The sequence below is a fragment of the Armatimonadota bacterium genome, from assembly GCA_016869025.1.
Lineage (GTDB): Bacteria > Sysuimicrobiota > Sysuimicrobiia > Sysuimicrobiales > Humicultoraceae > VGFA01.
In genome coordinates, this window is record VGFA01000014.1 from 1 (window position 1) to 24,084 (window position 24,084).

A 24,084-nucleotide genomic window follows, 5' to 3' on the forward strand; every position below is an offset into this window, starting at 1 on the left:
GCACCATTCACGGCGTATCGCTTCCTCAACAAGCGGACCAATCCGCCGCATGCACGGGGGGCAGCCTCAAACGCGCTCGCCCTTCGCGTCCCGTGACCCTCCCCGTACATCGCGCGTACGTGCTCAAGCTTCCTGCGCTTCGCCGGATGCAACGCACAGACGTCCTCAGCAAAACGGACAACGGACGGCTGACCTGCGATGACCACGTCGTAGACGCGGCGGATTCCGAAGCCGCCGCCGCTCTCCCGCCCTTGCAGCCGGCTCACGATTCCCAGCCGCCTCAGCAGCTGTTGCAGCCGTACGGCCCGCTTTCGCTCGACCGTCGTCATCCGAAGACGCGCTGTGCGGGCGCCGGGCCTAAACACGCAGCAGCCGTCTCCATCGAAGTACCCTCGCAAGAAGGCGGCGATGAACGGCTCGGGGAGCCGGAAGATAGGCTTGAGATCGTCCTGCAACCCGAACCTCCTCGCCACCTGGACGAGGGCTCGGCTGTTGGCGCGTGCCATCCACACATTGTCCTGGTTTCTGTGCAGCTGCACTTGAAGGCCGGGGAACAACCCGTTGAGGGTATCGCGGAAGCGCTCGATGAGTTGCCGGTCGCAGTTTGTGAACGAGATGTAGTACGCCCCCTGCTTTTGGTTCTCGTACACGGTGCCGTCGGACGCAACCAGACCCAGGACGTAGAGCAGATCTTCGCTTACGGGATCGCCCCCGAGCGTCAGGCCCGAGTGCTTGCCGGAGGTGATCCGTTCGGCCTCTTCAGTGAAAACAGCCAGCCCTGTACCGACCGCGTCCGCGATCGTCCGCAAATCCCCGACGGTATACCGCCGCTTCCTGTACGAATCCGTGAGGCGCCCGTACGGGAGCCCCAGCTCTTGGGCCGCCCTGCGGACACTTCCGTACTTCTCGCGCAGCAGACCGTTGACCAGACCGTTCTTCATGTGAACGAAGAAGGATTCGTTCACCTCACGTTCGGCAAGCAATTCCAAGAAGGACGGGTGCCAGGGGTGAGGCACCGGAATCTTCCGCGCGGCGTAGATCTCGTCACCGGTCTTGAGGGCTTCTGCTGGAACCATCTCGGGGCCGCTAGCGGTATCAATGAGAATCTTGTGGTCAGGGGTGACCCGAACCTCGGCTCCAGACCGTGTCTTGATGCGGAGCAGCTTCTGTGGCCCGCGTAGCTTCCAGACCCGACTGATCCGTCCCGGCCGAATGCCTGCACCGTCCCAACTGGCGGCCGCGGTCGTCCGCGGGCTCTCCACGAAATCCTTGATGGTGACGATCTGCCCGTCACCCAGGATGATCTCCGTGTCGCCGTCCAGGCAGTAGTTGGTCATGTCCGTGAGGATGACCAGTACCTGCATGTCCAGATCGAAGGCCAGGAACTCGGCGGTGGTCAGCGCCATGCGCGGGGTCATCAGCCGCTCGATCGCCGGGTCGTCGGCCAGGTTGAGGAAGACCACGCTGCGGGCCAGCGCGCCCGTTGCCTCAAACTGCTCGATGAAGTAGGCCGCCTCACGCTGGGTGATACCCATTGCGGCGAAGACAACCGAGAACTCCTCGCCTCCCCCCAGCACCTTGGCCTGACGCGCGATCTGAGCGGCGATCTCGTTGTGGGGCAGCCCGGCGCCCGAGAAGATCGGGAGCTTCTGCCCGCGCACAAGCGTGTTGAGCCCGTCAATGGAGGAGATGCCGGTCTGTATGAACTCCTGGGGTCGCTCCCGGGCCACGGGGTTTATGGGCGTGCCGATGATCGGCAGCCGTTTCTCGGGGATGATCGGCGGGAGGCCGTCAATCGGCTCGCCCAGTCCGCTGAACCGCCGTCCTATCATGTCGCGCGAGCAGGCGATTCGCGCCACGTCCTCGCGCAGACTCACGGACGTGCGGGCCAAGTCCAGCCCGGCGGTCTCCTCGAAGACCTGTATCACCGCGTTCTTCTCTGAAACCTCGATCACCTGGCCTCCGCGCATGCCGCCTTCAGCCATGTGAATGTTCACGATGGCGCCGTAGGCAAGGTCGCGCGCGCCCTCGACGAAAAGCAGCGGGCCCGAGATGTAGGAGATGGACCGGTACTGCTTGGTAGCCAGTGACATGGCGCTACGCACCTCCTGCTGGAGCCTTCGCCCTGAAGACCTCGGGCAGCTTCGCAATCCAGGACTCGATGTAGGACCCGAACTCGTCCTTGGGCATTTCCTTCAGGCGGGCGATCTCCTCTACTTGCTTGAGGTTGAGAATCTCGTCCATCGGAACGTCGCTCCGAAGGGCCGCGCCCGCCATGTCGTAGAACATCAGGATCGCCCTCAACATCCCGCAGGCTTTGTCCATCGGACAGTGGGCGTCGGTCTCAGAGAACGAGGACTGCTGCAGGAAATCCTCGCGCAGCATCTTGCCGACCTCGATCACCAGCCGCTGGTCGTCCTGCAGCGCATCGGGACCAACAAGCTGCACGATCTCCTGCAACTCCGCCTCCCGCTGGAGCAGCGCCGAGGCCCTGTCGCGCAGCGTTTCGAAATCCTCAGGCATGTGCTCCCGGTACCATTCCTTGAACAACGGGGTGTAGAGGCTGTACGACCGCAGCCAGTGGATCGCCGGGAAGTGCCTCCGGTTGGCGAGCCCGGCGTCCAGCGACCAGAACGTCCCGGTGATGCGCAGCGTCGCCTGCGTCACCGGCTCGGAAAGGTCGCCGCCAGGCGGAGAGACCGCGCCCACAACCGTCACCGAGCCATCCCGCTCGGGTTGCCCCAGGCAGACCGCGCGGCCGGCCCGCTCGTAGAAGGCGGCCAGCCGGCTGGACAGGTATGGCGGGTAGCCCTCCTCGGCGGGCATCTCCTCCAGCCGCGAGGAGATCTCGCGCATCGCCTCGGCCCAGCGGCTGGTCGAGTCCGCCATCACCGCCACCTTGTACCCTTGGTCGCGCCAGTACTCGGCCATGGTGATGCCGGTGTAGACCGAGGCCTCACGCGCCGCCACCGGCATGTTGGAGGTGTTGGCGATGATCACGGTGCGCTCCATCAGGGGCCGTCCGGTGCGCGGATCCTCCAGCTCGGGGAATTCGTCCAGCACGTGGGTCATCTCGTTGCCACGCTCGCCGCAACCCACGTAGATGATGACGTCGGCGTTCGACCACTTGGCCAGCGTCTGCTGCATGACGGTCTTGCCGGAACCGAACGGGCCTGGGATCGAGGCCGCCCCGCCCATTGCCACAGGAAACAGCACGTCAATGATGCGCTGCCCCGAGATGAACGGCTCGCGTGGATCGCGCTTCCGTGCCACGGGCCGCGGCACCCGCACCGGCCAGCGGTGCATCAGGCGCAGCTCGGCGCCATCCGAGAGCCGTCCGATCACTTCGTCCACCGTGAACTCACCCGCCCGGATCTCGGTGACCTCGCCGCCAGGGAAAGACGGCGGCACCATGACGCGGTGCTCAAACCCGAACTCCGTCACGGTGCCGATCACGTCGCCTGGGCCCACCCGCTTCCCGGACGCGGCGTCCGGCGAGAAAGCCCACCGCCGCGAGCGATCGAGCGCTTCGGTGACGGCGCCGCGCGCGAGGAAGTCGCCCTTCTGGGCACGGAGGCTGGCGAGCGGCCGCTGGATCCCGTCGAAGATGCCGGTCAGCAACCCGGGGCCGAGCTCGACGGCCAGCGGTGTGCCGGTGCTCGTGACGGGCTCACCGACGGTCAGGCCCGAGGTGTCCTCGTATACCTGGATGAACGCGGTGTCCCCGTCGAGGCGGATGATCTCTCCCAGCAGGCCCTCCTGACCCACATGTACCAGATCGTACATGCGCGCTCCGGGAATCCCCCTGGCGATGACCGCCGGCCCGGCGATCTTTATGATGGTGCCCTGGGTGGTCATGGCAGTCCCTCCATACACTCCGGCCGTCCGCTAGCGCAGCTTCACGTAGAAACCGATGTGCTCTCTCACCAGGCGCGCCACGTACGCCTCGCCGCCCTCGATCTGGGCGTGGGGCGCCGGAAACGGGACGATGATGGGGAGATCGCGGTCACGCAGCAGACGCGCGCGCTCTTCCTTGGCGCCCTCCAGCAGCGTCTCGTTCACGGCGACCACCCCGTAGTCCAGCGTCACGAAGTGGCGCAGGTGCTCCAACGCTTCCGCGGGTGTGCCGGCCTCACGCACCTCGGCGCCCGCCAAACGGAAGCCGGTCGCCGTTTCGGGATCGGTGATCACCGCCAGCCTAAACACGGACCATCTCCCGCCGCACCGCCTCGCGCGGCAGCCCCAGGAACGCGCCCCGCGCCACCAGGCGGAGGTTGGCCACCTCGTAGGTCTTCAGCGCCAGGTACCCGATTACAATGTCCAGCCCGAGCGGGTCGCCACGATAGCGCCCGGCCAGCGCCTGCGCCGTCGCCAGATCCAGGGCGCGCTCAAACTCCATCGGGGTCTCCGGGAGGTCGCTGACCGGGAAGCCGCTGATCCGCAGCTTGCGCCAGGCGGACGCCTGCGTGCTCGAAGCGGACAGGGCCAGGAACAGGTCCGCGGGAAGTAGCACGCCGCCGGAGATGAAGAAGCGCAGCCGCTGCTCCTCGTCCATCCCGCCTGCCGACGCTAGCTTGAGCGCGGTCTTGGCGTTCGCAGCGTCAATCTCGGCTCGGATCACCTCGCGCAGCGCCGCCGCGTCGCCGCTGCGCCCACGGGTCTGCCGCAGGCCGCGCTCGACATAGGCGCGGTCCAGCAGCAGTTCGAACGCGAGGAGGTCCTCATCCGCGGCGTAACCGGCCGCGGCAGCGGCCATGACCGGCGCGAAGGGATGCCCTACCGCCTCCAACGTGCCGGCCACACCGGCGAGGTCAGGCGCGGTGATCATCTCTTTGAGGACGGCTTCGCCCAGCGTGCCCGCGGGCAGCAGCGCCGCCGTCACCTCGTCGGCCGGTCGGCCGGCGTACTTGCCGCGCACTATCACCCTGAGGTTTGCCATGTCCCACCGCAGCAGGACCACCTCAATCAGCGCCAAGGACCGGCCGTCGGCAAATCCCAGGATCTTCCGCGTGGTGCGCTGGAGGTTCCTGGCCAGGGCTTCGTCCACGGCCCGGACGCCCTCGAATCGCACGAGGGCCTCCTGGAGGTCGCCGGCGTAGGGCGTGGAGGCCAGGGCCTGCAGGAACGCCGGCAGCGCCGGGGACCCCAGCAGATCATCCAGCTGTGAGGTGGTCAGCAGCCGGCTGCGCATGGCGCGCACCCGCGCGTTGATGTACGGAAAGTCAGGCATCGCGCCGGACCGTCATCCCCACAACGTCCTGGCCACCTCGGCCGCCAGCGCCGGTCGCGCGCGCTCGAGCCGTGAGGCCAGGGTGTTTGTCACGACGAGGCGCCCGTCGGGCGAAGCGAGGCGTGCCCCGCCGTTGATTGCCGGATCGGCGCACACCGTCGCCTCCCACCCGTGCTCGCGGATCAGCGCCTCGGCAGTCGCCTGGTCCGCCTGGGCCACCATCACGACCCCCTGACCACCCAGGGTCGCCAGCCCCTCCTCGATGAACCGGCGCAGGACCTCCGGGTAGCGCCGGGCGTCGGCGGCCAGCGACTCCAGGGCTGAGTAGGCCTGCGCGAACACGCGGGAGATCTCGTCCTCCTTGGCCTGCAGTACCAGCGACGAGGCCCGCAGCATCGCTGTGCTCTTCGCCTTGACCAGCGCCGCGCGCGCATCGGCCTGAAGCCGCTCCCGCGTCGCGGCCAGCATCTCGTCGGCAGCGCGTTGTGCCTCGACCCGGATGGCCTCGGCCTGAGCCCTGGCCTCGGCCAGGAGCCGCTCGCGCTCAAAGGCGGCCTCGCGTTCGAGAAGTGCAATCAACTCAGAATCCGTTCCCGCCATTGCCCGGTCCTAGATCTTCTGAACGATGAAGAAAGCGATAACGAAGCCAAGGATGATCATGGTCTCTGGAAGGACCAGGAAGATCAGCATCTGGCCGCCGATCTCCGGGCGCTCGGCCATGGCGCCGGCAGCGGCCGCGCCGATGCGCGACTGTGCCCACGCGGTTCCAATCGCGCCGAACGCCACCGCCAGCGCCGCGGCCAGGCCCAGCAGCCCGTGAGCCAGCGTGAGCTGCTTGACCCCCGCAGCCGGGGCGGCCTCCGCGGCCAGCGCGACCGACGCGGCCGCGAGCAGTATCACACCTAGTGTAACAACGACGAACACCGCCTTCTTCAAGCTAGTCACCTCCTGTTTTGTGCAACGGCTGATATGAGTTGCCCGTCTCATCATGGTACTTCACCTTGGTCAGGAACTCGACCCAGTTCAACCGGGCGGGCTGGATGATGTGGCCGGCGAACGTAAACACGAAGAAGAACATCTGGATAAGTATACCGGCGACCACGCCGACCCACACCGGCCCCATTCCGCCGCCCAGCTCGTTGGACACGTTCGCAAGCACCGCCGCCGCCAGGCCCACGCCGAACAACCGGGCGTATGAGAGCACGTTGCCCATGCCCGAGATCACCTCGAGCAACCACATGAGCGAGAACGGCTTGAGCACGACCCCGATCAGAAGGAACGCAAGGAACCCTCCGGCCAGCACGACGCCGGGGCCCATCAGGCTCGGCGGGACGATGTCGCCCATGCCCCCAAGCAGCAGGAGCAGGGCAGCGACACCGCTCAGCATCGCCAGGGATTCGAACACCCCAACCAGGTGGCGGTGGCGCACCGCCAGCACCATGTGGAGGAAGTATCCCAGCGCCACCTGCACAGCGCCAACGGCCACGGTCATGTAGAAGAAGGGGGTCGCCAGGACCACGCGGTTGAAGGCCGGATGCCACCCGAAGTGGTGCTCGATGAGATTGCCGAAGATCTCCAGGTAGAGAACCCCGAAGAGGATCACCCACGTGGCCATAACCCGGATCACCCACGACATGTCGGCAAGCACTGTGGGAGCGATGCGCATCCCCATCTTGATGCTGCCCAGCGCAACTTCCCAGGCCTCTCGCCTGCGGGCCTTGCCGCGCATCCACCAGCCAAAGGCGAACAGCAGGGCACCGTATGCCACGTCGCCGATGACCATCCCGACGAACACCGGAAAGAAGATTGCTAGATAGATCGTGGGGTCCAGCGTGCCGTAGCGCGGGGGCTTGAACAGCCCCAGCATTCGCTGGAACGGCCTGATCACTGAGGGGTTGTCCAGCAGCACCGGCACCGCCGCGGCGTCGTGTGGATCGGCCGGCAGGTCGTGAACGAGAACGTCGCGGCCGAACCTGGCCTGCAGCGCGCCGCGGATCTCGACAATGCGATCGGCAGGCGCCCAGCCGTGCAGGATGAAGGCGTAGCGCGACTGTGCAAGGTGAACCATGGCGCGGAACTGCGCGAGCCGGTCGGAGATGAGCGCCAAGAGCGCGGTCACCCGGGGGCGGTGCCTGCGAGAGAGGTCGGCCAGCGACGTGGTGATACCGGCGATCTCGCCCGGCAGCTCGGCGCGCCGACGCTCCATCTGGCGCACCGCCTCGGCAGGCCCCTTACCGGAGAAGCGGGCGGGCAGGCGTAGCTCGCTGATCCCTGCCCTGGTGAGCCATCCACGGATCGTCTCGGCGTCGCGGTGTAGGAAGGCCACGACCACGCCGATCTTGCCCTCCTCGATCGTGCGGCTGACTACCTCGATGCGGCCGCCGGTCATCTCGCTGAGCTGGTTGCGCAGTGAGGTGACAACCGAGAGATCCTTGCCGCGCAGGATGAAGCCAACGGACTCCAGGGCCCGGCTGCCCGACAGCGCACCGAGCAGCGGGGAGAGCACACGGACCGCGCCCTCGTACGTCCGGATCATCTCGAACTCTTCCTCGGCTTCGAGCCGCCGCCGGGTGAGGACCGCCACCTCGGCCTCGATGCCGGCCAGCGCCGCGTCGAGCGGTTCGGGGTCCGCGAGCTCCTCCGGGCTGCCCGGTGCCGGGGGCACGGCCGGGAGCAGGCTGAGCAGACCGGAGGCGCGGAGGCGGGCGCGCTCAAGTGCCGCCTGAGCCGCCGAGGCCTCCTCGCCCATCTGCACGGCGCTGACAGATCCGTCCGGGGACTCGACCCGCTCGATGTGCAGAGATCCGATGCGCTGGACCTCTTCCACGACCCCGCCCAGCAGCCGCTTGGGGCCGAAGACCAGCACCCGGCGCATCTCGACGATCATGCGCCGCCCTTGACCACGTGCTCCACCACGCGTGCCACGGCCACCTCAAGCCGGTTCGCCGCCTGCCCGCGCAGGCTCTCGATCTCGCGCTCGGCACGGTCCTGGGCCTCGTGCTGAATCCGCTGGGCCTCGTCGGCGACTCGGGCCTCGGACTCGCGTGCCAGTCGGGCGGCCTCGGCGCGGGCGTCGCGGGCGATCTGCTCGGCCTCGGCGCGCGAGCGGGCGACGATGGCCGCGGCCTCGTCGCGGGCGGCCGCGGTCAGGGCCTCGAGCTCGCGCTCCCGGTCGGCGATGACCTTCAGGAAGTGCTCGCCTGTGCCGTGATCGCCTCTGCTCCCCGCTGGTTTGTGTCCGCCCATACTCCACCGGCCCTCGCCATTATGTCAGCAGAAACCCCCAGGACGCGGGGCCCCGGGGGGCTCAATCCACACTTCAGACTAGCGGCCCCTCCCTGACCCGTCAAGGCGGGGCAGGATCCGGCCACCGCGCGGGTTTCCGACGTTCGGTCGAGCCCTTCCTTCTGATCTACAGCCGCAGCAGCATCGCGGCCGCCCCAGCAAGGACGACAAACGGCTGTGGGAAGACCCCAATCACAAGGGTCCCCAGCGCCGCTATCCCCAGGGCCAGGCGCAGGGGCGCCGGTTCGGCCGCCAATCCACCCGAAGGCAAAGGGAGCAGGTACATGACACGGATCACGTTCACGTAGTAGTACAACGCCACCACGCTGTTGACCACCCCCACCACGGCCAGCCACAGCAGCCCGTTGTTGACCGCCGCGCCGAAGATGTAGAACTTGCCGAGGAACCCGCCCGTGGGCGGTATGCCGGTCAGCGACAGCATGAACAGCGCCATGACGGCGGCCAGGCCGGCCGAGCGCTGCGCAAGGCCGGCGTAGCTTGGTATCTCGTCCGAACCCAACCTTGCTCCGACCGCTATCGCGACAAAGAACGCGCCCAGGTTTGTGAACGTGTACGCCAGCAGGTATATCAGCAGGCCGGGGGCGCCGAAGTCGCCACGGTGGGCCGCGACCCCCATCAGCAGGAAGCCGGCGTGCGATATGCTGGAGTACGCCAGCATCCGCTTGATGTTGCGCTGCGGCAGGGCCAGCAGGTTGCCCAGTGTCATGCTCACCGCGGACAGGCCCGCGATCGGCGCGACCCAGTCCACCGGGCCCGGATTGATGGCGACCATCAGGAACCTAACCAGCGCCGCGAACCCAGCTGCCTTGGACGCCACGGCCAAAAATGCCGCCACCGGCGTCGGCGCGCCCTCGTAGACGTCCGGCGTCCACTGGTGGAACGGGACCATCGAGACCTTGAACCCCAGACCGGCTAGCGCCATGCCCACCGCGAGCACCAGGGCGGGTTGGGGCGCGGTCCGAACCCGATCGGCGATGGCGTAGAGGTTGGTCTCTCCGGTCAGGCCATAGAGGATCGAGAAGCCGTAGATCATCACGGCCGAGGAGGCGGCGCCGAACAGGAAGTACTTGATCCCGGCCTCGTTGCTCCGGACGTCGGACTTGAAGTACCCGGCCATGACGTACGAGGAGAGACTCACGAACTCGATCGAGAGCGCCAGCAGGATCAGGTCGGCGCTGGCCGCCATTAGGCACACGCCCAACGCCGCGAAGGTCAACAGCACGTACATCTCGCCCTCGAAGCCCGTGCGCCCCCGGAGCGCATCCATGGCGGACAGGATGACCAGGATTGTGGCAACCACGGCGATGAGCTTGAAGAAGATCGCGAAGCCGTCCACCGCGTAGGCGTTGAAGAAGACGGTGCGGGCGGGCGTGCCCAGCATCCCGAGAATGGGCATCAGGACGAGAAGCAGCCCCACGACGGCCGTCCAGCCCACCAGGCGCTTGCGGTCGCCCGGCAGCAACAAATCGAGCGCCACCAGCAACAGGCCCAATCCCGTGAGCCAGAACTCGGGGACGAGCGACCAGAGATCTTCAATCGGTATCGGCATCGGGAATCCCTACCGCAGCACAGCCACCAGGCTCGTCATGGCTACGTTGATCATGTCCAGCAGCGGCCGTGGGTAGACCCCGAATGCCAGCATGATCGCGGCCAGAGGCGCCAGGGAGATCACCTCGCGCCGGTCCAGATCGGGCAGATCGGCCCACCTCGGGTTGAGCGGGCCCAGGAAGATGCGCTGGATGGTCCACAGGAACATCGCGGCCGAGAAGATCACGCCGGTGACCGCCAGGGCGGTCAGTTCGGGAAACACGCCGAACGATCCCACGAAGATGAGGAACTCGGCCACGAACCCCATCAACCCAGGCAGGCCCAGCGAGGCCAGCATCGCCATCATGGTGACGCCGGTGTAGACAGGAAGTCTGGCGCCCAGGCCGCCGAACTCGGCCACGCCGCGGGTGTGCGCCCGGTAGTCGTAGATGACACCAACGATGAGGAACAGCGCGCCGGTGATGATGCCGTGGGCGACCATTTCGAACACCGCCCCGTTGAGCGCTATCGTGGCGGCGTGCGCCTTCTCGGGGATGCCCACCGCGGCCGCGGCGGCAGAGACGCCCAGCATCACGTACCCCATGTGGTTGACGCTGGAGTAGGCGACCAGTTTCTTGAGGTCGGGCTGCGCCATGGCCACGAGGGCTCCGTAGACGATCCCCAGCAGCGCCAGGATCGCGATCGGGTAGGCGAACAGCTTGAAGGTCTCCGGCAGCATCGGCAGGCTGATCCGGACGAAGCCGTACGTTCCCATCTTCAGCAGGACCGCCGCCAGGATGACGCTTCCGGCGGTGGGCGCCTCCACGTGCGCATCCGGAAGCCAGGTGTGGAACGGCCACATCGGCACCTTTATCGCAAACGACAGGAAGAAGCCCCAGAACGCCAGCGCCGCGAGCGCGGGCGCCCGGGCCAGCGGCTGCTGCTGGATCAGCTCGAGGATCCCAAACGTACGGGGTTCGGCGTTGAAGTAGAGAAGCATGATCGCCAGCAGCATCGCCAGCGAGCCCACAAGGGTGTACAGGAAGAACTTTATCGCCGCGTACTCCCGACGCGGGCCACCCCAGATGCCAATCAGCAGATACATCGGCACCAGCGTGATCTCCCAGAACACGAAGAACAGGAAGAAGTCCAGCGCCACGAAGACGCCCAGCGTCCCGGTCTCAAGCAGCAGGAACAGGAACAGGTACTCCTTGAGCCGCATCTCGATGCGCCAGGAGTAGGCGACCGACAGCAGGGACAGCAGCGCGGTCATGATCAGCAGCGGAAGGCTCAGCCCGTCCACGCCGAGGTGGTAGTTGATGCCGATCCCGGGGATCCACAGATAGCGCTCCTGGAGCTGCATGCCGGCGGTGCCGATCTCGAACGGCCCCAGGAGCCACAGCGATGCCAGGAAGGCGAGCCCGGCGGCGGCGGCGGCCACCCACTTCATCAGCTCGTCCCGGCCCTTCGGGATCAGCAGGATTATCAACCCGCCGAGCAGCGGCAGGAACACCGTGATTGTCAGCAGGTAGCGTTCCATTCGAGTCCCTTCCCCCTCTTCCCCAGGCGGCGCCGGACTTGCGCTACCGGAACAGCCCCGCTGCCACGATCACGACTACGCCCAGCGCGATCGCAAGCAGGTAGTTCTGTGCGCGGCCGGTCTGGACGTAGCGCAGCGTTCCACCGAGCGCCTTGGCCGTCCAGCCCACCAGGTTCACCACGCCGTCCACCACGTACAGATCGAACAACCGGTACAGCCGCGCCATGGCGACGACACCGAATCCGATCAGGTTCACCAGCAGGTCAATCACGTACACATCGAAGACCCGCAGCGAGCGGGCGATCCACAGAGTGGGGCGCACGAACGCCAGGGCATAGAACTCGTCGAAGTAGTACTTGCGGACCACCAGCGTGTGCAGCGGGCCGGCGGCGCGGCGCAGCGCCGGTGATGGTACCAGCCCCCAGCGGTACACGACCGCCGCCGCCAGGATTCCCGCGCCAGCGATGGCGGTCGAGACGAGGGCAAGCCCGGCGCTAAACGGCACTGCCGCAACGCCCTCGAAGTGCAGGAACTTGTGGACCGGGCTTCCCAGGAACGGCGCGCCGACCAGTCCGACCACCGCGGAGAAACCGGCCAGAACCCAGAGCGGCCGGGTCATGACAGGCGGGCTTTCGTGTGGGTGCGCGTCGTGGCTCCGTATCGTGCCAAAGAACGTGTAGAAGATGACCCGGAACATGTAGAACGCGGTCAGGAACGAGGTCAGGGCGGCCATCGCGAACAGGCCGGTGTTGTGGTGGAACGCCTCCAGCAGGATCTCGTCCTTGCTCCAGAAGCCCGCGAACGGCGGCACGCCGGCCAGCGCCAGGGCGCCGATCAGGAACGTCCAGTATGTGGACGGCATCGCGCGGGCGAGCCCGCCCATTGCTTTGATGTCGTTGGTGTGCATGGCGTGGATGACGCTGCCGGCGCCCAGGAACAGCAGGGCCTTGAAGAAAGCGTGCGTCATCAGGTGGAACATGCCGGCGGTGTAGCCCAGCACTCCCAGGCCGAGCATCATCAGGCCGAGCTGGCTTATCGTCGAGTACGCCAGCACGCGCTTGATGTCGTCCTGGACCACTGCGATCGTCGCGGCCATCAAGGCGGTGACCCCGCCCACGTATGCAACGGTCTGCAGCGCGGCGCTACCGTGGAGCGCGGCGGAGACCGGCCAGTCGAAGAACAGCGTGTATGCGCGCGCCACCAGGTAGACGCCTGCGGCAACCATGGTTGCGGCGTGTATCAGCGCGGAAACCGGGGTGGGGCCCTCCATCGCGTCGGGCAGCCAGGTGTGCAGCGGCACCTGCGCCGACTTGCCCACCGCCCCGCCAAAGATCAGCACCGCCGCCAGGGTCAGCAGGGGAATCCCGCCAATCGCGCCGCCTGCGAGTGCTCCCTCGCGCACGAGCCCGAATATCTCCTCGAACCGGAATGTCCCGAGCGTGAAGAAGACGATCATGATGCCCAGGAACATGAAGAAGTCGCCCACGCGCGTGGTCAGGAGTGCCTTGATCGAGGCGCGCGCGGCAGAGGGCTTCTCGAAGTAGAAGCCGATCAACAGGTACGAGCACAACCCCACCAGTTCCCACCCGGCGTAGAGGAAGAGCAGGTTGTCCGCCAGCACCAGAAGGAGCATGGAGGCCGCGAACAGCGACATGTAGGCGAAGAACCGCGGGAAGCGCGGGTCACCGTGCATGTAGCCGATCGAGTAGGTGAAGATCATCGAACCGACCACCGTGACCACCAGCAGCATGATGGTGGTGAGGTGGTCCACGCGGAAGCCGAGCTCCAGGGGGCTGCCGCCCAGGAGCATCCAGCGGACGGTCATCTCCACCGGCGGGGCGCCCAACAGCATCTCAACGAAGATCCCGATCGAAAGCAGGCCGGAGAGCCCGATGCCGCCAACCGCCACGTAGCTTCCCGCTCCGGGCAGGCGCCGGCCAAAGGCCGCGATCAACCCGCACGCTGCCAGGGGGAAGAGCGGAATCAGCCAGGCCAGGTCGCGCATCGCTACCACTTCAGCATGTTGATCCGGTCCACCTGGACCGTCTCAAGGTTCCTGTAGGCCGCCATGACCAGCGCCAGGCCAACGCCCACCTCACAGGCCGCCAGGGTAATCACCACGAGCGTGAACACCTGCCCGTTGAGCGCCGCGGGCGCCACGTACTTGTTGAAGGCAACCAGGTTGATGTTGGCGGCGTTGAGCATCAACTCGATGCCCATCAGGATCGCCACCGCATTCCGCCGTGTCAGCACCCCGTAGAGCCCCAGGCAGAAGAGCAGGGAGCTGACCACCAGGAAGTGAGTCAATCCGAGCGTCACGATGCTCCGGCCTCCCCGCGCTACCGCTCGCGCCGCGCGATGATGATGGCGCCGATCAGCGAGACCAACAGCACCAGGCTGGTGACCTCAAAGACCAGCACCATGGATGAGAGCAGGGTCGTGCCGATCTGGGTCGCGGTATACTCGGGAATAGTTCCGGGTCCTTTGGGCCAGGGCGTGCGCAGGAACACCCAGATCAACAACGCCGCGAGGGCGGCGCTTGCCAGCGCGCCCACGGGCACCTGCTCGTTGACCTGGCGGATCCTGATTCCGGTCCCGCCCTCCGTGAGCATGATGACGAATAGGATCAATACCGTGATCGCACCGGCGTATATCAGCACCTGGATGCCGGCAACGAACTCTGCCCGCAGCAGGACGTACAGGCCCGTGATCCCCAGGAAGGTCGGGATGAGCGCCAGAGCGCTGCGCACGATGTTCTTGGAGGTCACCACCACAACGGCGGGTATCAGCGTGACCGCGGACAGGATGAGAAATGCCGCCAGCGTACCCATGGGCTAGAAGGTGATCCTGTAGCCGGAGACCAGGATCCAGATGAGACCGGCCGGCAGCAGGATCTTCCAGCAGAGGTTGAGGAGCTGGTCCAGCCGGAAGCGTGGAAAAGTCCAGCGGACCCACATCATGAAGAACACCACCAGGTACATCTTGAGGAAGAACCACACGAGGGGAGGCAGCAACGGCCCCTTCCACCCGCCCAGGAACAGCGTCGTGGTCATGGCGGCCATCGCGAACATCTCGGCGTATTCGCCCAACATGAAAAGGGAGAAGCGCATGCCCGAGTATTCGGAGAAGTAGCCCGCGACCAGCTCGGACTCCGCCTCGGGCAGATCGAACGGGACCCGATTGACCTCCGCGGTGGCCGCGACCAGGAAGATGACGAACGCGGGAAACTGCCGGAAGATGAAGGACCCCATCCAGCCGTCCTGCGCGCGGACGATGCCCACCGTGGAGAGCGTCCCGGCCTCCATGGCCACGGCCACGAGCGCCATCCCCAGGGGAAGTTCGTAGCTGATCATCTGCGAGGCGCTCCGCAGCGCCCCGAGCAGCGAGTACTTGTTGTTGGACGCCCATCCTCCTGCCAGGATGCCGATCACGGTCATCGAGGCCATCGCCGCGAAGAACAAGATGCCGATGTTGAGGTCGCGGACGACCAGCACGGCCCCTCCGAGCGTGCCGAACGGAATAACCAGCCAGCCCATCAGTCCGGCGGTCGCGACCACCAGGGGGGCGGTGTTGAAGACCAGGGCATCCGCGGCCCGGGGGGTCACGTGCTCCTTCTGTAGGAGCTTGAGCGTGTCGGCAAGGGTCTGCAGCAGACCCTGCGGGCCGACGTGCTTGGGGCCCAGCCGGGACTGTATCCACCCGCCGATCTTGCGCTCGAGCAGCACGCCGAACATCGCGGCCACGATGGCCAGAAAGGTGAACATCCCCACCGCGGCCAGAACGGCCTTGGCGATCTCAGATCCCCAGTTCACCGCGAAACTCCTTGGGGGCGCTGCGCGGCGGGCTTCCTAGGTCCATTCGAGCGCGCCCTTCCGCCAGGCGTAGGCGAGGCCCAGCAGCAGCACAACCAGGAAGATCAGCATCTCGACGAATGCGAACTTGCCGAGCTGCCGGAACACGATCGCCCAGGGGTACAGGTAGATGACCTCTACCGCGAAGATCACGAAGACCAGTCCAAACAGGTAGTAGCGAATGTTGAACTGCGCCCAGGCCTGGCCGAAGGGCACCACGCCCGATTCGTAGGTCATGCGCTTCTGAGGGTACGCCGACCGGGGGGACAGCACCCAGACGATGGCCAGCGACAGGGCGGCCAACAGCAGGCCTATGACGGCAAACGCCGCGACGTACAGCCAGTCTAGAAGCAGCATACCCCTCTCCTGTACGCGGGTGGCCGCTGCGTGAGCCCAACACGAACGGGACGGACGTGCAGACCGGAGCAGTTCAGCATCGAACCTTCAGACCCACGCCAGCGTATCCGCTCAGCCACGGAGTGTCAAGAACCCCGCGCCGCGCGCGCTTCCCGGTCCCGGGGCAGATCCGAGACAGGCACCGGAGCGAAGTGCGCGGAGAAGTGTCGGAGCACAGGGGGTTCGTGCACAATACGCAGGCCGCCAATCTCCGCGCTGCGGGCCAGCGTGAGGCGGGCGGCTTGGACGACAACCGCCATGTGGGCATCGGTGTAGGCCCGGCGCGGCACCGTCAGCCGGACCATCTCGAGGCGGGGGAGGCGCTCCTGTCCGGTCTGCGGATCGCGCCCGGCCATGACGCTTCCCACCTCCACCCCGCGGACACCGCCGTCGGCGTAGAGCTCGCAGGCCAGCGACTGCGCGGGGTAGGCCGTCTGGGGAACGTGCGGCAGGAACCGCCGCGCGTCCAGGAACACAGCGTGTCCGCCTGGCGGCTCAATCAATGGAACGCCCGCCGCGCGCATGCCCTCGGCCAGCCGCGCCACCTGCCCGATGCGCCATTCCAGGTACGGCTGCTCCATCACTTCCCTCAGGCCCACCGCGATGGCCTCCAGGTCGCGGCCTGCCATTCCGCCGTAGGTTATGAACCCTTCGAAGAGGATCGCCCACGGAACCGCCTTCTGGTAGAGCGCTGCGTCCCGGAAAGCCAGGAAGCCGCCGATGTTGGCAAGCCCGTCCTTCTTGGCGCTGAACGTGCACCCGTCGGCCAGATCGCACATCTCACGCGCGATCGAGGCAGCCGTCCTCCCGGCGTATCCCGGCTCCCGCTGCTGGATGAAGTAGGCGTTCTCGGCGAACCGGCATGCGTCCAGGAAGAACGGTATTCCCCAACGGTCTGCCAGCGCCCGCACCTCGGTCAGGTTGGCCATGGAAACGGGCTGCCCGCCGCCGGAGTTGCAGGTGACCGTCACCAGGATAAGCGGCACCGCGTCCCGACCGGCCCGGCGGATGTACTCGTCGGCGCGCTCGACGTCCAGGTTGCCCTTGAACGGCGAGCGGTCCTGCGCGTCGTAGATCTCCTCCACTGCCAGGTCGAGGGCCACGGCCTGCCTGTGCTCGATGTGGGCACGCGTGGTGTCGAAGTGGACGTTGCCGATCACCTGCTGGCCCGGGGACACGAGCGCGGTGAAGAGGACGTGCTCGGCTCCCCGTCCCTGGTGAGCGGGTATCAGGTAGGGGAATCCCATTACCTCGGATGCGGACTCCGCCAGTCGGTCGAAGCTCCGGCTGCCAGCGTAGGCCTCGTCGCCGGCCATCATCGCCGCCCACTGCCGGTCGCTCATCGCCCCGGTCCCGCTGTCCGTCAGCAGGTCTATGTAGACGTCCTCGGACTTGAGCAGGAACAGATTGTGGTGGGCTGCCTCCAGCGCGCGCAGGCGCTGGTCGCGGGTCAACCGGCGGATTCCCTCCACGGCCTTGATCCGGTATGGCTCGGCAGGCGGTAGGGCGTCATCCATGGCGGCGCGCGAACCTCCCCGGCAGATCGCCAGCCATCTCCATCACGCGCAGGACGGCGGTCGCAAGGCGGAGCGGGTCGTGGCGGAGCAGCTCCTCCTCGCTCATCAGGGAAAACCCAACCGGATTCAAGCCCATCGCCTCCAGTTCGGACAGGGTCGGAGCCACCGGCACGCTGCCCTGGGCCGCGTAGCGGTCGAGCAGGGCCTGGTTCTGCGGGGCCTGGGTGTTGACGATCACGTGGGAAAACAGCCCCGGTACCGTGTGGGCGAAGACCGCGCGCACGTGATCGGCGGCGGAGTATCCATCGGTCTCGCCTGGCTGGGTCATCACGTTACAGATGTAGACCCTGGGCGCCTGGGACTCCAGCAACGCCTCGACCACCCCACGGACCAGCAGATTGGGGATGACGCTGGTGTAGAGACTGCCGGGGCCCAGCAGGATCAGGTCGGCCTCGGCAATTGCCTCCAGGACCTCGGGGAGAGGAAAGACCTCGGGAGGACGCAGGGAAACCCTGCGGATCCGGCCGCGCGCGGCCGTGATGACGGACTCGCCCTCAACAATGCGGCCGTCGGCGAGCTCGGCGACCAGCAGCACATCGTGGCCGGTGGTGGGCAGCACACGACCCCGGATCTTGAGGACCTTGCTGGTCTCCTTCACGGCCAGTTCAAGGTCACCCGTCACGCCGGTGAGACTGGCGATGAACAGGTTGCCGAAGGCATGACCGTCGAGCCCGCCGCCGCGAAACCGGTACTCAAACAGCCGCGTCATCAACGGCTCCACCTCGGCCAGCGCCACCAGGCAGTGGCGGATGTCCCCGGGCGGCAGAATACCCAGTTCCCGGCGCAGCCGGCCTGACGATCCGCCGTCGTCGAACACCGTTACCACAGCGGAGATATTGGACGTGTAGTGCTTGATGCCGCGCAGAAGCGTAGCAAGCCCGGTGCCGCCGCCGAGCGCTACCACGTTCAGTCCGCGGCGCTTCCGGCGGTGTTCGCGCAGGGCCTCTACCAGCGTGGGGCTACCGGTGGGGAAGAGGACCCGGTCAATCGAGCGCAGCATGCCCCGCAGGCCAATCAGAGCGATCAGAACGCCCAGCAGCACCCCGACCGTTCCCAGTGCCACCGGGGAAACGCTCCCCCGGCTGACCCGATCGAGCAGGCTGGCGAGCGAGAACACTGCGAAGTCGAACTCCGCCAGGAACCTGATGTTGACAATCAAAGAAACGCCCGCGCTGAAGAGCACGACCCCGACGCCTATGACCAGTCCCCACCGCTTGATGCCCAGGCCGGGCGCCAGCCAGCGCCGCCAGCGCTGCCACTGGCTGCGCGGTGGTGCGCTCATTGCGATTCCCCGAGGTCCCTGTCGTCCTTGCGAAGGTCGCGGTGGCTGACGCGGACCCGGTAGCCCCTGCGGCGCAGGTGTCGCGCCAGTTCCTCTCCCAGAACCACGGACCGATGGCGACCGCCCGTGCACCCCAAACCGATGGTCAGGTGGCTCTTGCCCTCGGCAACGAACTGCGGCAACAGGTAGTCGCCGAACTCGTTCAACCGGGCAAGGAAGTCGCGTGTCTGTGGCTGGCCGGCCACGAACTTCCGGACGTGGGCATGCGTGCCCGGAAGGGGACGGAGCGCCGGCTGGTAGTGGGGATTGGGCAGGAACCGCACGTCCAGGATGAGGTCGGCGTCAATGGGAATGCCGTACTTGTACCCGAAGGTGACGATGCTGACCTCGAGCGGGCGGCGGGGGGCACGGGCGCGCCTGTAGGCAGAGGCGATCTCGTCACGCAGCTCCCGGACCGTCAGGTTGGAAGTGTCAACGATCCGGTGTGCGCGCCCTTTCACCGCTTCCAGCCTGCGGCGCTCTGCGCGGATGCCGGTGAGCACACGTCCGGTCTGGGCGAGTGGATGCTTGCGGCGTGTCTCCTTGAATCGGCGCACCAGCACATCGTCGGCCGCGTCCAGGAAGAGGATGTCGGCACGCAGGCCCAGGCGGGCGACCTGGTGCAGGGCCGAAAACAGATCGTCGAAGAACTCCCCACCACGTATGTCAATGACTATCGCCACTCGTCGGACCTTTTCCTCGGAGTGCAGGCACAGATCGGCGAACTTCGGGAGGAGCGCAGGCGGGAGGTTGTCCACGCAGAAGAAACCGAGGTCTTCGAAGACCTTCATGACGGTGGACTTCCCGGCGCCCGAGAGGCCGGTGATGATCACAAACTGCACGCCACCGCGCCTGCGAGGGGCTGCTCGGGGGGGCGCGGCACGAGGAGGGCTGGGGCGCCGTTTCACCTGGCTAGCGACCGGAGAGGTGGCTGAGGAATGTGCTGATGATCGCAATTAGCAGTGCCCCCAGAAACGCCGACCCGAACGAGTCAATCTGCATCGGTGTGACCGCGGCGACCACGTACAGCATGAGCGCGTTCACTACCAGCGTGAACAACCCCAGGGTCAGAATGTTCAGCGGCAACGTAAGAACCAACAGGACCCAGCGGATCGAGGCGTTCACCAGGCCCAGCACCAGTGCCGCGATGAGGATGCTCTCGGTATTGGGCAAGCGGATGCCCGTTATGATCCTTGTCGTGATATAGATGGCGATGGCGTTGAATATCCAGCGCAGAAGGAACCCGCCGAGCATCGCACCCTCCCTAACCCGCCTGTAGGCCTCCCGCGGGCGAGATTCGCTTGTTTACTACTACAGCAACCCTCGCAGAACCTCTGGCACACGCCCTGGCAGCGAAACCACTGAGACGCCCGCGGCTTCCAGCGCCTCGATCTTGGCCTGCGCCCCTCCCTCGCTCCCGGAGATCACCGCGCCCGCGTGGCCCATGCGCTTGCCCGGCGGCGCGGTCTGGCCGGCTATGTACCCTACCACCGGCTTGCGGACCGAGGCCTGGATGAAGCGGGCGGCTTCTTCCTCGGCGCTGCCGCCGATCTCGCCCACCAGCACGATTGCCTGGGTCTCCGGGTCGTCCGCGAACAGCGCCACCGCCTCCTGGAACGTCAGTCCCACGACCGGATCGCCGCCCAGGCCCAGGGCTGTGCTCTGACCCAGGCCGGCCCGCGTCAGCCCGGCCACAATCTCGTAGGTCAGCGTGCCGCTGCGCGAGACCAGACCAACGCCGCCGGGCGAGAACAGGTGGTTCGGCATGATGCCGATCTTGCACCTGCCGGGCGAGGCCACGCCGGGCCCGTTCGGCCCCACGATACGCACGCCGGCCGCGCGCGCCTCTGCCACGATCTGTATCGAGTCGTGCACCGGGATGTGTTCCGTGATGATCACGATTGGGTCCAGCCGTGAGGCAATCGCCTCCAGCGCCGCATCCTTGGCCAGCCGAGCCGGCACGAATATGCACGAGGCAGTGGCGCCGGTCTGAGCCACGGCCTCGGCCACCGTATCGAAGACCGGCACACCGGCTACGGTCTGCCCGCCCTTGCCCGGCGTCATACCGGCTACAACCCTGGTGCCGAACTCCAGCATCCGGCGCGCGTGGAACTCGCCCTGATAGCCGGTGATGCCCTGGACCAGGACGCGGGTGTGCTCGTTCACAAGAATGGCCATCGTTCCCTCCGTGTTCCCCCAGGGCTACGCTCTCCCTGGGCTACGTTCTCCCAGGGCCAACCCCCCAGGCCTACGGACCCTGCAGCGCCTCCAGCACCGGCCGGCCCTGCCAGTCGCCCGGCATCGGAATGCCGAGCGCCGCCAGAGCGGTTGCGGCGGTATCGAACACCACGATGCGCCTGCCCACTGCCAGCCCACGCCGGGCCGTGCCTCCGAACGCCATCCACGGGATTGTCATGTCCTCCGGCCGGTTCGTCCCGTGGGTGATGCCGTGGCCGCCGTGGTCCGAGGTGACGATCAGCAGCGCCTGCGACGCCACGCCGGCGTCGTCGAAGGCCCGCAGCAGGCGCTCGATCAGGGCCGGGGCTGCGGCGATTACCCGGAGGTACTCCTCGCTCATCCAGCCGCGCCTGTGGCCTGTATCATCGGGGTCGGCAACGTGCACGAACAGCACGGCGGGCCGCTGCTCGCCGAAGAGCCGGGCCGCGGTCTCCACGACGTCGGCCTGGCGGAAGCGCGGATACAGCAGGTGCTGGGCGCTCGCGACCGATCCCGGCGGCATGAAGATCATCATCTTGGGCTTGGCGACGAGCGCCGCGGCCAGGCCGCCCGCGCGTGTAACCTCCGTGAAGATGGTGGTCCGCGCGAAGTACGGCTCGCCGACGCTCCAGTCGTTGAAGGTCACCCCGTGTACGGCCGGACCCACACCCGAGAGCATCGAGGCGTGGGCGGGCAGGGTCGAGCTTGGAAAGGTCGTCTGCGCCGTCCAGGACACGGTCCCGCGGGCGGCCAGCGCCCGGGGTATCGCCGTGGCCACCGCGTCGGCGCGTGCGCCGTCCAGACTGAGCACGATCACGTGCCGCGCAGGCGGCGCCGCGGGAGTAAGCCGGGCGGCGGCCTGAAGCAGCAGGGAGGCCTGGCCAGCCCATGCAAGCCAGACCAGAAGAACCGCCCAGGCCAGCGCGCGCACGCGCATACCGTGCCTCACCGTCTACTGCGCCCCGGCTACTGCGCCCCGGCCGCGAGGCGCACGGCCTCCTGCGCGGCGGACTCCGGGTCGGTCAGCGCGTGGATCCCCGCGGCCTGCAGGATCATCCTGCCTTCTTCCTCGTTGGTGCCGGTCAGGCGTACGACCATCGGCACCGCAGGCGGCTGCGCGGCTATCGCGCGGGCGATGTCGTCGCAGCGGGTTATCCCACCGAAGATGTTGACGAACAGCGCCCGCACGCCGCTCTTGCGCAGCACGATGCTCATCGCCTGCGACATGTTCTCGGTGGTGGCGCCGCCGCCCACGTCCAGGAAGTTGGCCGGGCGGCCTCCGAAGTGCGCGATCATGTCGAGCGTTGACATCACCAGCCCGGCGCCGTTGCCGATGATCGCAACATCGCCGTCCAGCTCGACGTACGACAGGTCCTGGCTCTGTGCCGCGGCCTCCAGCTCCGTGAGCTCCTCGTTGCGGGGCAGCCCCTCGTGCCGGAACGTCGCGTTGTCGTCAATGATGAGCTTGGCGTCTATGGCCAGGAGGGAGTCGTCCACCTTGGCCAGCGGGTTGATCTCCGCCAGCTCGGCGTCCATCTCGGCGCAGATCCGCCACAGGCCGTGCGCGATCGCGGCGAACTGAAGCAGGTGCTTGCCGCCGAAACCCAGGGCCCGGCCCATCTCGCGCGCATTGTAGGGATGAAACCCGGCAGTTGGGTCAACGTGATGCTTGACGATCTTCTCCGGGGTGGTGCGGGCCACGTCCTCGATGTCAACGCCGCCGGCGGCCGAGGCGATGGCCACCAGCCGCCGCGCCGCGCGGTCCACGGTGAACGCCAGGTAGTACTCGGCGCCGATCTCGGCCGCCTCGACCACCAGCAGGCGGCGGACCGCCTCGCCCTTGATGGTCATCCCCAGGATCTGGGCGGCTCTCTCCCGTGCCTCATCCGGCGTCCGGGCAACCTTGATCCCGCCTGCCTTTCCCCGGCCGCCTACCAGAACCTGGGCCTTCAGGACGACCGGGTAGGCCAGCGCCACGTCTTCAACCTGCTCGGGCCGCTCGACGACTGCGCCTTTCTGGATGGGGATGCCGTAAGCGGCGAAGATCTCCTTGGCCTGGTACTCGTGGAGCTTCATAGGGACCCCAGCCCCCCCAGCATCTCCCGAACCGCCCCGACCGAGGCCCGGAAGGCCGCCTGCTCCGCGGCATCAAGCGGGATCTCGATGATCCGCTCCACCCCGGCCGCGCCCAGCACCACCGGTACGCCAATGCAGACGTCGCGCTCGCCGTACTCGCCGTCCAGGTAGACGCTGGAGGGAATTACGCGCTTCCTGTCGCGCAGGATCGCATCGACCATCTCGCACACCGCGGCACCCGCCGCCGTGAAGCCGCTGGCCTTCATGAGCTCGGTGATCTCGGCCCCGCCGTGCCGTGTGCGCGCCACAACTGCCTCCACGCGCTCGGGCTCCATGAAGTGCGTGATCGGGACTCCACGCACGGTGGAGTACCTCGGCAGCGGCACCATGTCCTTGTCGGTGTGCGCGCCTATCACCATGCCGGTCGTGTCGTTCACCGAGACCCCCAGCTCCATGGACAGGAAGGTGCGGAACCGCGTCGAGTCCAGCGCGCCCGACTGCCCTACCACGCGCTCGCGCGGCAGGCCGGCGATCTTGTACGCCAGGTAGGTCATGGCGTCCAGCGGGTTGGTGAGCATGATGAGGATGGCGCCGGGCGAGGCCCCGATGACCGCCGGGACGATGTTGCGGATCAGCCCGGCGTTGGTGTCAATGAGCTGCTCCCGGGTCATCCCCGGCTTCCGCGGGATCCCCGCCGTGACGACCACGACGTCGGAACCCTCGGTGGCGGCGTAGTCGTTGCTGCCGGTCACGTGGATGTCAAACCCGGCAATCGCGCCCGCCTGCAGGATATCGAGCGCCTTTCCCTGGGGCAGGCCTTCCACGATGTCTGTCAGGACCACGTCGGCCAGCCCCTTGCTGGCGATCCAGTGAGCGGAGGCCGTGCCTACTGTACCTGCACCGATTATGGAAACCTTGGAACGCCTGACCATGGCTTCACGACTCCTTCCGGCGGTCGAGCGGCTGCCCGTGTGCGAAGTGTGCCTCAACTGTAACGAAAGCGCGGGGCCCCTTCAAGGACGGGCTGCGGTTCGCGCGGGTCC

Annotated in this window: 23 protein-coding genes; all 23 read right to left on the reverse strand. The window is 67.0% G+C overall.

What is annotated here, in order from left to right:
* Window positions 1-2,093, reverse strand: a 2,093-nt coding sequence (locus FJX73_08355; protein ID MBM3470786.1) for a V-type ATP synthase subunit B, incomplete at its 3' end; no start/stop codon positions are given.
* Window positions 2,094-2,097: 4 nt separating this feature from the next.
* Window positions 2,098-3,858 carry a V-type ATP synthase subunit A gene (locus FJX73_08360; protein MBM3470787.1) on the reverse strand — a complete coding sequence of 587 codons (1,761 nt, stop codon included), beginning with the start codon at window positions 3,856-3,858 and terminating at the stop codon, window positions 2,098-2,100.
* A 30-nt stretch (window positions 3,859-3,888) separates the two neighbouring features.
* Entirely contained in the window at window positions 3,889-4,206 is a 318-nt protein-coding gene (locus tag FJX73_08365; GenBank protein ID MBM3470788.1) for a V-type ATP synthase subunit F, read from the reverse strand.
* Window positions 4,199-5,230 (reverse strand): V-type ATPase subunit, encoded by a 1,032-nt coding sequence (locus FJX73_08370; GenBank protein ID MBM3470789.1) that lies wholly within the window; start codon window positions 5,228-5,230, stop codon window positions 4,199-4,201. Before FJX73_08370 ends, FJX73_08365 begins: the two co-directional genes overlap by 8 nt.
* Window positions 5,231-5,242: 12 nt before the next feature.
* Window positions 5,243-5,830: a hypothetical protein gene (locus FJX73_08375; protein ID MBM3470790.1), complete on the reverse strand. Its 588-nt coding sequence runs from the start codon at window positions 5,828-5,830 to the stop codon at window positions 5,243-5,245.
* A gap of 9 nt (window positions 5,831-5,839) precedes the next feature.
* Window positions 5,840-6,055, reverse strand: a complete 216-nt coding sequence (locus FJX73_08380; protein ID MBM3470791.1) for an ATPase — start codon at window positions 6,053-6,055, stop codon at window positions 5,840-5,842.
* Between the two features lie 112 nt (window positions 6,056-6,167).
* A complete protein-coding gene (locus tag FJX73_08385; GenBank protein MBM3470792.1) occupies window positions 6,168-8,117 on the reverse strand; it encodes a hypothetical protein in 1,950 nt (649 codons plus the stop codon).
* Entirely contained in the window at window positions 8,114-8,476 is a 363-nt protein-coding gene (locus FJX73_08390) for a hypothetical protein (GenBank protein MBM3470793.1), read from the reverse strand. Before FJX73_08390 ends, FJX73_08385 begins: the two co-directional genes overlap by 4 nt.
* Before the next feature lie 166 nt (window positions 8,477-8,642).
* A complete protein-coding gene (locus tag FJX73_08395; protein MBM3470794.1) occupies window positions 8,643-10,085 on the reverse strand; it encodes an NADH-quinone oxidoreductase subunit N in 1,443 nt (480 codons plus the stop codon).
* A 9-nt stretch (window positions 10,086-10,094) separates the two neighbouring features.
* Complete coding sequence (locus FJX73_08400) at window positions 10,095-11,603, reverse strand: NADH-quinone oxidoreductase subunit M (protein ID MBM3470795.1); 1,509 nt, start codon at window positions 11,601-11,603, stop codon at window positions 10,095-10,097.
* 43 nt (window positions 11,604-11,646) lie between these two features.
* Window positions 11,647-13,608: an NADH-quinone oxidoreductase subunit L gene (nuoL, locus tag FJX73_08405; GenBank protein ID MBM3470796.1), complete on the reverse strand. Its 1,962-nt coding sequence runs from the start codon at window positions 13,606-13,608 to the stop codon at window positions 11,647-11,649.
* A 2-nt stretch (window positions 13,609-13,610) separates the two neighbouring features.
* Window positions 13,611-13,922, reverse strand: coding sequence for an NADH-quinone oxidoreductase subunit NuoK (gene nuoK, locus FJX73_08410; GenBank protein MBM3470797.1), 312 nt, complete (start codon window positions 13,920-13,922; stop codon window positions 13,611-13,613).
* Window positions 13,923-13,942: 20 nt separating this feature from the next.
* Complete coding sequence (locus FJX73_08415) at window positions 13,943-14,434, reverse strand: NADH-quinone oxidoreductase subunit J (protein ID MBM3470798.1); 492 nt, start codon at window positions 14,432-14,434, stop codon at window positions 13,943-13,945.
* A gap of 3 nt (window positions 14,435-14,437) precedes the next feature.
* A complete protein-coding gene (gene nuoH / locus FJX73_08420; protein ID MBM3470799.1) occupies window positions 14,438-15,367 on the reverse strand; it encodes an NADH-quinone oxidoreductase subunit NuoH in 930 nt (309 codons plus the stop codon).
* 84 nt (window positions 15,368-15,451) lie between these two features.
* Complete coding sequence (locus FJX73_08425; GenBank protein ID MBM3470800.1) at window positions 15,452-15,811, reverse strand: NADH-quinone oxidoreductase subunit A; 360 nt, start codon at window positions 15,809-15,811, stop codon at window positions 15,452-15,454.
* Between the two features lie 125 nt (window positions 15,812-15,936).
* Window positions 15,937-17,367, reverse strand: coding sequence for a tryptophanase (locus tag FJX73_08430; protein MBM3470801.1), 1,431 nt, complete (start codon window positions 17,365-17,367; stop codon window positions 15,937-15,939).
* Complete coding sequence (locus FJX73_08435) at window positions 17,360-18,709, reverse strand: YvcK family protein (protein MBM3470802.1); 1,350 nt, start codon at window positions 18,707-18,709, stop codon at window positions 17,360-17,362. The genes FJX73_08430 and FJX73_08435 overlap by 8 nt, the downstream gene beginning before the upstream one ends.
* Window positions 18,706-19,590 carry an RNase adapter RapZ gene (gene rapZ, locus FJX73_08440; protein MBM3470803.1) on the reverse strand — a complete coding sequence of 295 codons (885 nt, stop codon included), beginning with the start codon at window positions 19,588-19,590 and terminating at the stop codon, window positions 18,706-18,708. Before rapZ ends, FJX73_08435 begins: the two co-directional genes overlap by 4 nt.
* 70 nt (window positions 19,591-19,660) lie before the next feature.
* On the reverse strand, window positions 19,661-20,002 hold the full coding sequence (locus tag FJX73_08445) for a phage holin family protein (protein ID MBM3470804.1): 342 nt from the start codon (window positions 20,000-20,002) through the stop codon (window positions 19,661-19,663).
* Window positions 20,003-20,059: 57 nt separating this feature from the next.
* Entirely contained in the window at window positions 20,060-20,926 is an 867-nt protein-coding gene (sucD, locus tag FJX73_08450; protein MBM3470805.1) for a succinate--CoA ligase subunit alpha, read from the reverse strand.
* Window positions 20,927-20,996: 70 nt separating this feature from the next.
* Window positions 20,997-21,902, reverse strand: coding sequence for a hypothetical protein (locus FJX73_08455; GenBank protein MBM3470806.1), 906 nt, complete (start codon window positions 21,900-21,902; stop codon window positions 20,997-20,999).
* Window positions 21,903-21,931: 29 nt separating this feature from the next.
* Window positions 21,932-23,041 carry an ADP-forming succinate--CoA ligase subunit beta gene (gene sucC / locus FJX73_08460; protein ID MBM3470807.1) on the reverse strand — a complete coding sequence of 370 codons (1,110 nt, stop codon included), beginning with the start codon at window positions 23,039-23,041 and terminating at the stop codon, window positions 21,932-21,934.
* Window positions 23,038-23,973, reverse strand: coding sequence for a malate dehydrogenase (gene mdh / locus FJX73_08465; GenBank protein ID MBM3470808.1), 936 nt, complete (start codon window positions 23,971-23,973; stop codon window positions 23,038-23,040). Before mdh ends, sucC begins: the two co-directional genes overlap by 4 nt.
* Between the last annotated feature and the right edge of the window lie 111 nt (window positions 23,974-24,084).

Coding starts and splice junctions, on each gene's coding strand:
- FJX73_08360 (MBM3470787.1), bottom strand. CDS start 3,858: ATGACCACCCAGGGCACCATCATAAAGATCGCCGGGCCGGCGGTCATC.
- FJX73_08370 (MBM3470789.1), bottom strand. CDS start 5,230: ATGCCTGACTTTCCGTACATCAACGCGCGGGTGCGCGCCATGCGCAGC.
- FJX73_08375 (MBM3470790.1), bottom strand. CDS start 5,830: ATGGCGGGAACGGATTCTGAGTTGATTGCACTTCTCGAACGCGAGGCC.
- FJX73_08385 (MBM3470792.1), bottom strand. CDS start 8,117: ATGATCGTCGAGATGCGCCGGGTGCTGGTCTTCGGCCCCAAGCGGCTG.
- FJX73_08390 (MBM3470793.1), bottom strand. CDS start 8,476: ATGGGCGGACACAAACCAGCGGGGAGCAGAGGCGATCACGGCACAGGC.
- FJX73_08395 (MBM3470794.1), bottom strand. CDS start 10,085: ATGCCGATACCGATTGAAGATCTCTGGTCGCTCGTCCCCGAGTTCTGG.
- FJX73_08400 (MBM3470795.1), bottom strand. CDS start 11,603: ATGGAACGCTACCTGCTGACAATCACGGTGTTCCTGCCGCTGCTCGGC.
- nuoL (MBM3470796.1), bottom strand. CDS start 13,608: ATGCGCGACCTGGCCTGGCTGATTCCGCTCTTCCCCCTGGCAGCGTGC.
- FJX73_08415 (MBM3470798.1), bottom strand. CDS start 14,434: ATGGGTACGCTGGCGGCATTTCTCATCCTGTCCGCGGTCACGCTGATA.
- nuoH (MBM3470799.1), bottom strand. CDS start 15,367: ATGTTCACCTTTCTGGCCATCGTGGCCGCGATGTTCGGCGTGCTGCTC.
- FJX73_08425 (MBM3470800.1), bottom strand. CDS start 15,811: ATGCTGCTTCTAGACTGGCTGTACGTCGCGGCGTTTGCCGTCATAGGC.
- FJX73_08430 (MBM3470801.1), bottom strand. CDS start 17,367: ATGGATGACGCCCTACCGCCTGCCGAGCCATACCGGATCAAGGCCGTG.
- FJX73_08435 (MBM3470802.1), bottom strand. CDS start 18,709: ATGAGCGCACCACCGCGCAGCCAGTGGCAGCGCTGGCGGCGCTGGCTG.
- FJX73_08445 (MBM3470804.1), bottom strand. CDS start 20,002: ATGCTCGGCGGGTTCCTTCTGCGCTGGATATTCAACGCCATCGCCATC.
- sucD (MBM3470805.1), bottom strand. CDS start 20,926: ATGGCCATTCTTGTGAACGAGCACACCCGCGTCCTGGTCCAGGGCATC.
- FJX73_08455 (MBM3470806.1), bottom strand. CDS start 21,902: ATGCGCGTGCGCGCGCTGGCCTGGGCGGTTCTTCTGGTCTGGCTTGCA.
- sucC (MBM3470807.1), bottom strand. CDS start 23,041: ATGAAGCTCCACGAGTACCAGGCCAAGGAGATCTTCGCCGCTTACGGC.
- mdh (MBM3470808.1), bottom strand. CDS start 23,973: ATGGTCAGGCGTTCCAAGGTTTCCATAATCGGTGCAGGTACAGTAGGC.